The sequence below is a fragment of the Kitasatospora sp. NPDC004799 genome, from assembly GCF_040609095.1.
In the GTDB taxonomy this organism is placed as follows: Bacteria; Actinomycetota; Actinomycetes; order Streptomycetales; family Streptomycetaceae; genus Kitasatospora.
This window is the reverse complement of the sequence record NZ_JBEXJK010000259.1, coordinates 1-11717: the sequence shown is the minus strand read 5'-3', so window position 1 is coordinate 11717 and position 11717 is coordinate 1. Positions and strand designations below refer to the sequence as shown.

The window sequence follows — 11717 nt, the reverse complement described above, 5'->3', positions numbered from 1 at the left end:
CGCGTCCAGGTACTCGGCCCGGAACAGCCCGTACAGCTCCTCGGCCGTCATCTCCCGGCCGCTGTCGTCGGTGGCCTCCTGCACCACCCGCGCGAACTCGATCTGCAGCCGCCGGGGCAGCTCCAGCCCCTGCCCGGTCTGCAGCAGGTGGGCGATCCCGCCCTTGCCCGACTGGCTGTTGACCCGGATCACCGCCTCGTAGTCCCGCCCCAGGTCGGCCGGGTCGATCGGCAGGTACGGCACGGACCAGGGCGCCTCCCGCTCGGGGACGCCCAGCCGGGCGGCGGTCTCGGCGTGCCGGGCGAAGCCCTTGCGGATGGCGTCCTGGTGGGTGCCGGAGAAGGCGGTGTGCACCAGGTCGCCCGCGTACGGGTGCCGTTCGTGGACGGGCAGCCGGTTGCAGTGCTCGACGGTGCGCCGGATCACGTCGATGTCGGAGAGGTCCAGCATCGGGTCGACGCCCTGGGTGTGCAGGTTGAGCGCCAGGGTCACCAGGTCGACGTTGCCGGTCCGCTCGCCGTTGCCGAACAGGCAGCCCTCGACCCGCTGGGCGCCGGCCAGCACGGCCAGTTCCGCGCAGGCGACGCCGGTGCCGCGGTCGTTGTGCGGGTGGACGGAGAGGATCACCGCCTCGCGCCGGTCCAGGTGGCGGTCCATGTACTCGATCTGGTCGGCGTACACGTTGGGGGTGGCGATCTCGACGGTGGCCGGCAGGTTGTGGACGACCGGCCGGTCCGGGCTCGCGTCCCAGAGCGCGGTCAGGCCGTTGCACACCTCCAGGACGTAGTCCGGCTCGGTCAGGTTGAACACCTCGGGCGAGAACTGGAACCGCAGGCCGTCCCGGCCCTCCCCCAGCCGGGCCATCAGCGTCGCGGCCCGGGTGATCAGCGCCCGCAGCTCCGCGCGCTCCTTGCCGAGGACCACCTCCCGCCACTGCGGCGCGGTCGCGGTGTAGAGGTGGACGACCACCCGGGGCAGCCCCGCGACGGCCTCGAAGGTGCGCTCGACCAGGTCCGCCCGGGCGGCCGTGAAGACCACGACGGTGACGTCCTCGGGCACCGCCCCGGGGGTGGTGGCCAGTTGGCGGACGAAGTCGAAGTCGGTCCGGCTGGCGGAGGGGTAGCCGACCTCGATCTCCTTGAAGCCCATGGCCAGGAACAGGTCGAACATCCGCTGCTTGCGCGCCGGGTCCATCGGCTCGGCCAGCGCCTGGTTGCCGTCGCGCAGGTCGACGGGCACCCACAGCGGCGCCCGCTCGATCCGCCGGCCGGGCCAGCGGCGCAGCAGGGCGGGCACGTGCACCCGCTCGTGGGCGGGGCGGTAGCGGTGGGAGGGCATGGCCCCGCCGCGCTGCGGGTTCCAGGCGGGGGCGGCGGCCGGGACGGGCCCGGCGGGGGCGTGCAGGGTGGCGAACCGGGCCGGGGCGGGTTCAGGGGCCAGGGCGGGTTCAGGGGCCGGCGCGGGGGACGGTACGGACGATCGCATGACGGGATTCCTCGAGGCAGGTACCGGAGACCGGCAGGTCGGCGCCCCGCAGCGGGGTGCCGGTCCGGTCACGCCCCGCTGCGGCCACCAAGGAGAAGGCCCCCCGCGGGGAGCGTCCACAGCTGCATGCCGGGTAGACTAACCACGACAGAAGTCCTCAGACAACCTGACAGGTGAATTCGATGGCCGCGCTCCGCCCCTCCCCCCTCGCCGAACAGGCCGCCGCGCGGCTGGAGGAGCAGATCCGGGCCGGCCAGTGGCCGGTGGGCGGGAAGCTGCCGGGCGAGGTGGCACTGGCGCAGGAGCTGGGCGTCGGCCGCTCGACCGTCCGGGAGGCGCTGCGCACCCTCGCGGCGGCCGGCATGGTGCAGAGCCGCCAGGGCTCCGGGGTGTTCGTCACCGCCGACCGGCCCGCCGGGGACTGGGCCGCCCGGCTGCGCCGCGCCGAGCTGGCGCACGTCTACGAGGTGCGGACGGTGGTCGAGGTGCAGGCGGCGCGGCTCGCGGCGGCCCGCCGCACCGAGGCGGACCTCGCCGCGCTCGACGCCGCGCTGACGGCCCGCCGGGCGGCGGGCGGGGCGGACGACGCCGCCTTCGTGGACGCCGACATCGCCCTGCACACCGCCGTGGTGGCGGCCGCGCACAACCCCGTCCTGGATGACCTCTTCGCCCAGTTCGCCCCGGTTCTCCGCGAGCAACTGGTGGCCCTGGTCGGCCTGTTCGGCCTGCGCGCGGAGGACCCGAACCACGGCTACGATGCCCACGCGGACCTCGTCCGGGCCCTGCGCGACGGCGATCCGGAGGCGGCCGGGCAGGTGCTGGCGGCGGAGCTGGAGGCCACCCGCGCCCGCCTGCTGGCACCCTGACACCGGCCCAGCGAGCCTCCGAGGAGGTCCCGAGAAGGGCCCGAGAAGGGCCCGAGAAGGGCCCCGAACGGGCTCCGGGAGGGCTCCGAGGGGGTCCCGGCGGGGCGTCACACAGTTTTCACACCCCGGCCATCCAGCGGCCTCGCGGCTCGTTGACACTGTGTCGGGCGAGTCCGGAACCGCCTGCTCCGCATACGTACGGCCAACGAGCGGGTGACATTGTGTCGACCGTGTGTGCAAGGACGGCTCAGGCGGCGAACGGGCTTTCACTCTAATCACACGGTATGACTAGTATCGATCCGTCAAAAATCCGCGCCCCGGACGGCCCGCCCCTCACCGGCCGGCCGCCAGCCCCAAGGAGTCAGCTCTGCGCGCGCGTGCGAATCGGCGGCCCCCGACGCCGAAGGGCCCCCGCAGGCGTCCACGCCTGTCCCTGCGGACGGCGCTGCTCGTCCTGGCCGTCGTCCCCAGCATCGCCCTCGCCGTCCTCTGGGCGGTCACCAGCGGCCAGACCGTCTTCGACTTCCAGCGGCAGGCCGCCCAGGGCCTGCTCGCCCAGAAGGCCGGACAGCCGTCCAACATCGTCTACTACAACCTCCAGGAGGAGCGCCGGCTCAGCGCCGAGGCGCTCGCCCGGCCCGGCTCCAACGCCGACCAGCTCCGCCGCCAGCGCCAGTCGACCGACGACGCGGTGCGCCAGTTCCAGACCCTGTCCGGCGAGACCGCGGACAGCGCGCCCGAGGAGGTGCGCACCGCCGTCGCCGAGGCCCGGCAGGCGATGGGCAAGCTGGCCGAGCAGCGGGCCAACGTGGACCGCGGCTCCGTGGACCAGCAGACGGTCTACGCCTACTACACCGACCTGATCGCGGTGGACCTGCGGCTGTTCACCGCGCTCAGCCACGTGGACACCGGCGAGGTGACCTGGATCTCCAAGACCCTGGTCAACGCCTTCTGGGCCAAGGAGATGCTGGCCCGGGAGGACGCCCTGCTCGCCCGTGGCTGGCCCGCCGGCCGGCTGAGCACCGCCGACCACCTGGCGGTCCAGCAGGCCATCGGCGCCCAGGACCACCTGCTCACCGTGCAGGTCCTCCCGTACATCCCGGAGGGCGAGGCCGCGGCCTGGCGCGACCTGATGAACAGCCCGGCCTGGCAGGCCAAGGCCGCCGTCGAGCAGCAGCTCACCAGGCCCACCGCCGCCGAGGCCAACGGCACCGTCCGGCTCCCGGCCGCCCAGGACCAGTGGCGCCAGGCCCTCGACCAGCTCAACCCCTCGCTGGTCAAGGCGATCGAGACCCGCACCAGCGGCATCGTCGAGGTCGGCAAGGGCACCATCCTGGACCTGCTGACCCGCGTGGTGCTGACCACCGTCATCGGCCTGATCACGGTCGTCGCGGTGGTCATCGCCTCCTGGCGCCTGAGCCGCTCGCTGCGCCGCCGCATCAAGGACCTGCACACCCAGGCCGAGGAGATGCGGCGCACCCTGCCCGAGGTGGTCGACCGCCTCGGCCGCGGCGAGCAGGTGGACGTCGAGGCCGAGAGCCGCGCCATCACGGCCGGCGCGCACGGCGACGGCACCGACGAGCTGGCCCGCCTCGGCCAGGCGCTGGACCTGGCCCGCTCCGCCGCCCTGGAGGCCGCCGTCGGCCAGGCCGAGCAGCACCGCGGCTTCGAGCGGCTGCTCCAGCGCATCGCCCGCCGCACCCAGCTGCTGATCGGCCGCCAGCTGCGCAAGCTGGACGAGCTGGAGCGCCGGCACGACGACCCGGAGGTCCTGGAGGGCCTCTTCGACCTCGACCACCTCACCGCCCGCCTGCGCCGCTACGAGGAGAACCTCGTCATCATGGCCGGCGGCCAGCCGCAGCGGCGCTGGCGCAAGCCCGTCCCGCTGCTGGACGTGCTGCGCGCCGCGCAGGGCGAGGTGCAGGACTACCGCCGGATCGCGATCGACATCGAGGGCCACCCGTGGCTCTCGGAGCGGGCCGTCGGCCCGGTGGCGCACGTGCTCGCCGAGCTGATGGAGAACGCCACCACCTTCTCCAAGCCGCCCACGCCGGTGGAGGTCCGGGCCGCCATGGTCGGCCGCGGGCTCGCGATCGAGATCGAGGACCGGGGCCTCGGCATGGACCCGGAGCAGTACGACGCCGCCAACGAGCTGATGAGCCGCCCGCCGCGCACCGACGTGCTCGCCCGGGCCGACGACATCCGCCTCGGCTTCCACGTGGTGTCCCGGCTGGCCTCCCTGCACGGGCTGCGGATCGAGTTCCGCCCGTCCGCCTTCGGCGGCACCCGGGTGGTCGTGCTCGTCCCGGACGAGCTGGTCATCGAGGGCGACACCGGGCTGCCGGACGGTGCCGGCGGCACGGCCACCGAGCCGATCCCGCTGGTGCGCCGCTCGCGCCGGGCCGTGCGCTCGGCCTCCGACGAGACGCCCGCGCCGGTGCCGGCCGGGCCGCCGGTCGCGCCGGTGGACTCCTTCGCGCAGGGCGACCTGGCCCCGCAGGCGGCACCGGTGCCGGTGCCGGTGCCGGTGCTCGCGGACGGCCAGGAGGCCTTCCCGGCCGCGCCGTTCCCGTCGGAGCTGTCGGAGCTGTCGGAGCTGTCGGAGCCGTCGTACCGGCCTGTGCAGGCGTACCCGCAGGAACAGCCGTACGAGCCGTACGGCGCCGAGCCGGCCCTCCCGCCGGCCCGGTCCGTCCAGCTGGAGCAGCCGATCGAGCACAGCTCCCCGGCCGACCCGGCCCCCGCCCAGGACGCCCCGGCCTACCCGGACATCGCCTACGCCCGGGTCACCGAGGCCGAGGCCCCGTACGCCGACGAGCAGTACCGCCCGGCCGACCACTACCGGCTGGCCGAGCGGCGGCAGCACCGCGAGTACCCGACGTCGGTGCCGTACAGCCCGGCCGAGGGCGGCCAGCCCCCGCTGCCGCAGCGCGTCCGGCAGGCCAGCCTGGCGGCCGAGCTGCGGGTGCCCCCGCCGGCCCCGCCGCAGTGGGTCGAGCGGCCCGCCGAGAACGCCGCGCCCGCGGGCCCGTTCCAGCGCACCGAGCGCCCGGTGCGGCGCTCGGGTGCGGCGATCGGCGCCTTCCAGCGCCAGTCCCGGGCCGCCCGGGCCCAGGACAGCGGCGAGCACCTGCTGCCCGTTACCCCGCCGGCCCCCTCCCCCTCCCCCGCCGGCCCGCCGGCTCCCGCGCCCGCCCCGACCCCCTGGGCCCTGCCGGCCGCGGACTCCCGAACCACACGAACGGATGACCAGTCATGAACCGCACGATCGCCACCCACCAGGACCTGGACTGGCTGCTGGACGGACTCGTCGACTCGGTGCCCGGGACCAGGAACGCCGTCCTGCTCTCCGACGACGGCCTCGTGGTCAGCCACTCCCGCACCATCGAGCGGGCCGACGCCGAGCGGCTGGCCGCCGTCGCCACCGGCCAGCAGAGCCTGGCCCGCGGGGTCGGCGCGCTGTTCGACGGCGGCCCGGTGCACCAGGTGATCGTCGAGCTCGCCGAGTGCTGGCTGTTCGTCATCGCCGCCGCCCAGGGCACCCACCTGGCCGTGGTCGCCTCCCAGGAGGTGGACGCCGAGGTGATGTCCGTCGCGATGCACACCCTGGTGCAGCAGGTCGGCCAGAAGCTCACCACCCCGGTCCGCGCCGACGGCGCCCCCGGTGCCCCCGCCGCCCCGGCGTCGTTCGACGCCTTCGCCGCCCGGAACCGGGGCTGACCCGGGTGGAACCGTACGGGAACGACGCCTGGGGGGACGGCCCCGGCGACGGCCGGCAGGCCGACCCCCGGCCCGTCGCGCACCCCGGCCCCGACGACGGCCGGGCCGACGGCCTGCGGCGCGGCGCGGTACCGCACTGGAGCGAGCTGGAGGAGGACGCGGAGGAGGGGACGGGCAGCATGGTGCGCCCGTACACGATCACCCGCGGCCGGACCGCGCCCGAGCGCGACGACCTCACCCTCATCACCGTGCTCACCACGGTCGAGGAGGAGGCCGACGCGGCCCTGGCGCGGGGCAGCCGCGCCGGTGCCCGCGGCCTCCAGCCCGAGCACCGGCTGATCCTCGAACGCTGCCGGTGCCCGATCGCCGTCGCCGAGGTGTCGGCGGGCCTGGACCTCCCGGTCTCGGTCACCAAGATCCTGCTGGGCGACCTGGTCGCCCAGGGCCTGCTGAAGGCCCGGGCACCGCTCTCGGTGGCCCGGGCCGCCGGGGGCGTGGACCTCGGCCTGCTCACGGCCGTACGCGAAGGACTCCGGAGACTCTGAACATGGCAACGCCCCACTCCGCCACCGGCGGCCCCGCCGCCCCCGCCTCCCCGGCAGCCGCCCCGGCCGCCGTCAAGATCCTGATCGCGGGCGGCTTCGGCGTCGGCAAGACCACCCTGGTCGGCTCGGTCAGCGAGGTCACCCCGCTGCGCACCGAGGAGTACCTGACCCGGGCCAGCGTCGGCGTCGACGACCTGTCCGGCGTCGACCAGAAGACCACCACCACCGTCGCGCTCGACTTCGGCCGGATCACCGTCAGCCCTGAGCTGGTCGTCTACCTGTTCGGCACGCCCGGCCAGGAACGCTTCTGGTTCATGTGGAACGACCTGGTCAACGGCGCCCTCGGCGGGATCGTCATCGCCGACACCCGCCGGCTGGAGACCAGCTTCGCCTCCATCGACTTCTTCGAGAGCCGGGGCATCCCGTTCGTGGTCGCGATCAACTGCTTCCACAACACCAACACCCGCACCCCCGAGGAGATCCGGGCCGCGCTCGACCTCGACGCGCAGGTGCCGATGCTGCTCGGCGACGTGCGCGAGCGCGCCTTCGGACGGGACCTGCTGCTCGCCCTGGTCGACCACCTGATGGACCTCGCCGCGGCCCCCGCCGGCTGATCCGCCGCCGGCCCATCCCCGTCCTCCCCCTGTGAACTTCCCTTCGGAGCACCCCTCATGACCAGAGCCCTGCGCGTCCTCGTCCACGGCGGCGGCATCGGCGGCCTCACCGTCGCCACCGCCCTCGCCCAGCGCGGCCACCGGGTCGACGTCGCCGAGCTGCGCGAGCGGCCGGAGGCCCTCGGCGTCGGCATCATCCAGCCCTCCAACGCCCTGCACGTGATGCGCGAGATCGGCGTCCTGGAGGACTGCCTGTCGGCCGGCTTCGCGTGGGAGGTGCTGACCATCTGCGACCCGGCCGGCGCCACCCTCGCGCGGATCCCGCAGCCCCGGATGGGCGACGCCCCCGCCAACAACGGCATCCCGCGCCCCGCGCTGGCCCGCGTCCTCGCCGACGCCGCCGCCCGGGCGGGCGCCGCGATCCGCTTCGGCACCACCGTCGACACCCTGGACGAGGACGCCGACGGCGTCGAGGTCGCCCTCACCGACGGGCACACCGGCCGCTACGACCTGGTCGTCGGCTTCGACGGCATCGGCTCGCCGCTGCGCCGCCGGCTGTACGGCGACCGGTACCTCCCGGAGTACACCGGCTTCGCCAACTGGCGTGTCACGCTGCCGCGTTCGCCCGAGGTGCAGGGCGTGGTGATGTCCTCCGGCAATCTCCGGGCCAAGGCGCTGCTCACCCCGATCAGCGCGGACCGGATGTACCTCGGCTCGGTCTTCGCCGAGGCCGAGGACTTCCGTCCGGACCCGGAGCGCGCCCACGAGCAGCTGCGCGAGCGGCTGGCCGGCTTCGGCGGCCCGATCGCCGAGGCACTGGCGCAGGTCACCGACCCGGCCGCGGTGGTCTACTCGCGGATCTCCCAGGTCACCGTCGAGGAGCCCTGGCACGTCGGCCGGATCGTCCTGGCCGGCGACGCCGCCCACGCCTCCACCCCGCACCTCGCCCAGGGCGCCGCGATGGCCGTCGAGGACGCCCTCGTGCTCGCCGAGAGCCTGGACGCGGCCGACGACGTCCCGGCCGCCCTCACTGCCTGGGAGGAGCGCCGCCGCCCGCGCGCGATGTGGGTGCAGGCGCTGTCCCGGGCGATCCTCAAGCAGGAGACGGGCACGCCGACCACGCCGGAGGAGGACGAGCTGCTGAAGGTCGGCGTCCCGGGCGCGGCGCACGTCCTCGTGCGGCCGTACTGACGGCTCCCGTTCGGACGGCGGCCGCGCTTCCGTCCGACGCGGGACGCGCTTGCGTCCGACGCCGGGCCGCACGTCGGCCCGGCTCCGGCCGGCGGCGGGCTCAGCGGGGCGCTTCGGTGCTCCGCTGGGTCTGCCAACCGCTGATCCGGTGGACGGCGTGGAGGATGATCGCACCGGCGACCACGGTCAGCGCCGCGCCGGTGGTCGAGAGGAGCACGAGCCGGCGCAGGTCGTCGACCGAGCGGATCTCGTCCTTGACCATGTTCACGTACCCGTTCTCCACGTAGCCCCCGACCAGCAGCGCTCCCCACCAGACGGCGAGCAGCCCCCGGGGAGCCGACCGCCGGGGCGAACTGGCCTTCCAGACGTCCGAGACCACCTGGTACGGGACCCACAGGTTCGCCACCGGGGTGATCCAGCCCCCGATCGCCCAGGCCCGCGCGCGACGCTGGCTGCCCGGGCCGCCCAGCCGCTCGGCGTTGACCCGTGCCCGCCACATCCACACCGCGAACACCCCGTAGACCGGGACGAGCAGCAGCAGCCACTGCGGCCCCCGGACGGAGTCCCAGAAGTCGGAGGCCGCCACCAGCTCCGCGTCCGTCGCCCGGCCGGCGACGTAGTCCTCGACGACCAGGTAGGCACGCCAGTCGGCCACCGTGACCAGCAGGTCGACCGCCACCATTCCGGCGATCAGGAGCGACGCGGCGACCCCCCACCCGGTCACCGGCCTGTGCTGCTGCTTACCGTCCATCTCTCCCCCGTTTCGGTCGTGTTCCCGCTTCACCAGAGACCGGCCCACTGCAGCACCCGGTAGCCGAGCCAGCCCGGCAGGACCAGCAGCAGGGCCAGCCAGACGCCCAGCAGGTCCGCCTTCTGGCTGGCCATCTGGGCCCGGTAGGCCATCGTCCGCCGGCGCCGCCCGGTGGCCGCCAGCGCGGTGCGGAGGGTGTGGGCCACGTGCACCGTGGGCGTCTCCACGGTCGAGATGCCGGTCCGCGCCAGCCAGGCCCACAGCCCCTTGCGCTGCTGCACCGGCAGGGCCCGGGGCGTCCAGTGCCCGTCGAAGACGACGACGGCGCCGATCCAGTACTCCCCCGTCGTCACCTCCCTCGGCAGCAGCGGCGTGGGCAGGCCCTCGTTCAGCCGGGCGGCCAGCTCGGACCGGCCCCCGGGGACCAGCAGGATCAGCTTGTCCGGCGGCTGGGTGGCCCGCGCCCGCTCGATCTCCCAGCGCAGCCCCTCCCCCTGCCCGAGCCGCAGGACGATGAGCTGGGACAGGTCCATCAGCCGGCCCACGGTGCCCTGCCAGTCGTCGAGCGGCAGGTAGAACCGGGCGGCGCCCAGCCGTGGCAGCGGCTCCCCCGGCCGGCCCACCGCGATCACGGGGCCGACCACGCCCAGGGCGGCGGCCAGCTGCTCCTCCCGGCTGTGGAGGTTGATGTCCGCCCCGTCGTCCACCCGGGCGGCGGTCTCGTCGTCGTCGAAGCTGCGCAGGTAGAGCACCGGGTCGCGGCCGTCCCGCAGCAGGGTCTGGGCCGCCCCGCGCGCCGCGTGCGGGCGGGTATGGCGCAGCACCAGGAGCCCGGCCCCCGCGGCCGCGGCGCCGCCGACCAGCACCGCGAACGAGGCCTCCAGGGTCATGGTCCCGCCCCGCTCCGAGGCCGCGACGGCCAGCGTCCCGACCCCGAACAGCAGGTAGCCGGCGGTGTTCGCCGCCCGGACGGCTCCGCGCCACCGCGGCTGCCGCGCCTCGTACCGGTTGACGAGCCCGACGAGTTCGCCGACCCCGGCCCGGCGGCGGCGCCGCAGCCACAGGGCGGGCCCGAGCAGCACCAGGGCGACCGCCCCGAACAGCAGGGCCCCCGCCCGGCTCGCGCCCACCCACCGGCCCGTGCCCACGTTGACCAGCAGGTGCAGCGCCACGTAGGCCGTGGTGACCTCGGTCACCGTGATCCACCGGGCGAACATCCGTAGACGGGACGACACGTCAGCCCACCCCCCGAGCCTTCCTCGGCCGTTTGAGCAGGACCTTTCACCTTCGATACCGCAGTTGACCGATCGTCATGCACATCCGGTCGGTCACGGTTTGGAGGCGAACACCCGAACGGGGCGGTCTTGTGCCGCACGGGATCGCGGTACAGGCTGGCGGCCGTCCCGATCAGCCGAGGCCCCGGGAGGTACGGTGCCGTCCCTGTTCCGCATGCTCGACCTGCACGAGGCCGTGGAGCGCGAACGGCGGCACCCGGGCGGCCGGCTGTTCGTCTCCGACTACAACGGCGGGCACCCGTACGTCGCCGACTACCTGGGCCCGCTCGCCGACACCCCGCCGTACCTGCTCGGCGACGTCACCCGGTACTCGGCGATCGACGAGGACCGTGCGCTGCGGGCCAGGATCGCCCGGCTGCACGGCGCGTACGACGGGGTGGAGTGCGGGCCCGACCGGGTGATCCCGGCGGGCGGCTCCAGCAGCCTGCTCGGCACCTTCTGCACCTGGCTGCACCTGAGCGGCGTGCGGCGCGTCCACTACCTGCCGCCCCTCTACTACAAGTTCGCCTACTTCTTCCGGCAGTTCGGCATCGAGCCGGTCCGGGTGAGTGAGCTGCACGCCCAGCAGCCCGGCTTCGCACCGGAGTTGCCCGACGAGCGGACGGTCCTACTGCTCACCGACCCGCTCTGGTACGCCGGGCAGCCCGTCCCCGCCGAGGTGGTCAAGCGGATCGGCGAGTGGCAACGGGCCACCGGCTCCCTGGTGTTCGTGGACGGCACCTTCCAGTACCTGCGCTGGGACGGCGGCCGGCGCGAGGAGAGCGCGTCACTGCCGGCCGACCTCACGGTGCGGCTGGTCTGCCCCACCAAGTACCTGTCCATCCACGGCTACCGCTGCGCCCACCTGCTGGTCCCCGAGCGGCTGCGCGAGCCGCTCGCCGACCTGCACATCAACCTGCACGGGGACGTCACGGTGGCCGACCGCCTGTTCGCCCACCGGGCCGCCGACCTGATGCTGGACGGGGAGGGCAACCGGCGGCTGGTCGAGCACGTCCGGGCCAACCACCGGCGACTCCTGAGCGGCGGCGCGCTGCTGGACTCCCTGCCGGTGGACACCGGCTACTTCCTGTTCGCCCGGGTCGCCGCCCCGGCCGACCGGCTGCTCGCGCTCGACCAGCGGTACTTCGAACTCACCGGGCACGAGGGGTTCGTACGGGTCAACCTGCTGAACGAGCCGGCGCTGGACGGGCTGACGGCGCTCGCGGGGTGATCTCGTCCCGCCGGTCCCACACCGCCCGGGAGATGCGGGC

Annotated in this window: 10 protein-coding genes; 7 read left to right on the top strand and 3 right to left on the bottom strand. The window is 74.7% G+C overall.

Annotated features, from left to right (window positions below; translation table 11 throughout):
• Positions 1-1338: 2-isopropylmalate synthase (locus ABZW03_RS27455; RefSeq protein ID WP_355263648.1), on the bottom strand; the 1338-nt coding region annotated here is incomplete at its 3' end.
• 329 nt (positions 1339-1667) lie between these two features.
• Between ABZW03_RS27455 and ABZW03_RS27450 the strand changes: the two genes are divergently transcribed.
• The 6 genes from ABZW03_RS27450 to ABZW03_RS27425 all read left to right on the top strand — a co-directional run bounded on the left by ABZW03_RS27450 (position 1668) and on the right by ABZW03_RS27425 (position 8421).
• Entirely contained in the window at positions 1668-2351 is a 684-nt protein-coding gene (locus ABZW03_RS27450) for an FCD domain-containing protein (RefSeq protein WP_355263640.1), read from the top strand.
• Between the two features lie 367 nt (positions 2352-2718).
• The gene (locus tag ABZW03_RS27445; protein ID WP_355263645.1) at positions 2719-5610 is read left to right on the top strand and encodes a nitrate- and nitrite sensing domain-containing protein; all 2892 of its coding nucleotides are present in this window, start codon (positions 2719-2721) and stop codon (positions 5608-5610) included.
• A complete protein-coding gene (locus ABZW03_RS27440) occupies positions 5607-6071 on the top strand; it encodes a roadblock/LC7 domain-containing protein (RefSeq protein WP_355263637.1) in 465 nt (154 codons plus the stop codon). The genes ABZW03_RS27445 and ABZW03_RS27440 overlap by 4 nt, the downstream gene beginning before the upstream one ends.
• A 179-nt stretch (positions 6072-6250) precedes the next feature.
• The gene (locus ABZW03_RS27435) at positions 6251-6616 is read left to right on the top strand and encodes a DUF742 domain-containing protein (protein WP_355263642.1); all 366 of its coding nucleotides are present in this window, start codon (positions 6251-6253) and stop codon (positions 6614-6616) included.
• Between the two features lie 2 nt (positions 6617-6618).
• Positions 6619-7230 (top strand): ATP/GTP-binding protein, encoded by a 612-nt coding sequence (locus ABZW03_RS27430; protein WP_355263634.1) that lies wholly within the window; start codon positions 6619-6621, stop codon positions 7228-7230.
• Positions 7231-7287: 57 nt separating this feature from the next.
• Positions 7288-8421 carry an FAD-dependent monooxygenase gene (locus ABZW03_RS27425; RefSeq protein ID WP_355263631.1) on the top strand — a complete coding sequence of 378 codons (1134 nt, stop codon included), beginning with the start codon at positions 7288-7290 and terminating at the stop codon, positions 8419-8421.
• Between the two features lie 100 nt (positions 8422-8521).
• On the opposite strand, the gene ABZW03_RS27420 is transcribed toward ABZW03_RS27425, so the two are convergent.
• Both ABZW03_RS27420 and ABZW03_RS27415 read right to left on the bottom strand, forming a co-directional pair.
• Positions 8522-9172, bottom strand: a complete 651-nt coding sequence (locus ABZW03_RS27420; RefSeq protein ID WP_355263628.1) for a DUF4328 domain-containing protein — start codon at positions 9170-9172, stop codon at positions 8522-8524.
• A gap of 29 nt (positions 9173-9201) precedes the next feature.
• Positions 9202-10407 (bottom strand): transferase, encoded by a 1206-nt coding sequence (locus ABZW03_RS27415; protein ID WP_355263625.1) that lies wholly within the window; start codon positions 10405-10407, stop codon positions 9202-9204.
• A 196-nt stretch (positions 10408-10603) separates the two neighbouring features.
• Here ABZW03_RS27415 and ABZW03_RS27410 point away from each other — a divergent pair, with 196 nt between their 5' ends.
• Positions 10604-11677 carry an aminotransferase class I/II-fold pyridoxal phosphate-dependent enzyme gene (locus ABZW03_RS27410; RefSeq protein WP_355263623.1) on the top strand — a complete coding sequence of 358 codons (1074 nt, stop codon included), beginning with the start codon at positions 10604-10606 and terminating at the stop codon, positions 11675-11677.
• Positions 11678-11717: the final 40 nt, after the last annotated feature.

Bases quoted from the DNA above. Each gene is read 5' to 3' on its own strand.
- ABZW03_RS27420 (WP_355263628.1), bottom strand. From the start codon at position 9,172: ATGGACGGTAAGCAGCAGCACAGGCCGGTGACCGGGTGGGGGGTCGCC.
- ABZW03_RS27440 (WP_355263637.1), top strand. From the start codon at position 5,607: ATGAACCGCACGATCGCCACCCACCAGGACCTGGACTGGCTGCTGGAC.
- ABZW03_RS27425 (WP_355263631.1), top strand. From the start codon at position 7,288: ATGACCAGAGCCCTGCGCGTCCTCGTCCACGGCGGCGGCATCGGCGGC.
- ABZW03_RS27430 (WP_355263634.1), top strand. From the start codon at position 6,619: ATGGCAACGCCCCACTCCGCCACCGGCGGCCCCGCCGCCCCCGCCTCC.
- ABZW03_RS27450 (WP_355263640.1), top strand. From the start codon at position 1,668: ATGGCCGCGCTCCGCCCCTCCCCCCTCGCCGAACAGGCCGCCGCGCGG.
- ABZW03_RS27435 (WP_355263642.1), top strand. From the start codon at position 6,251: ATGGTGCGCCCGTACACGATCACCCGCGGCCGGACCGCGCCCGAGCGC.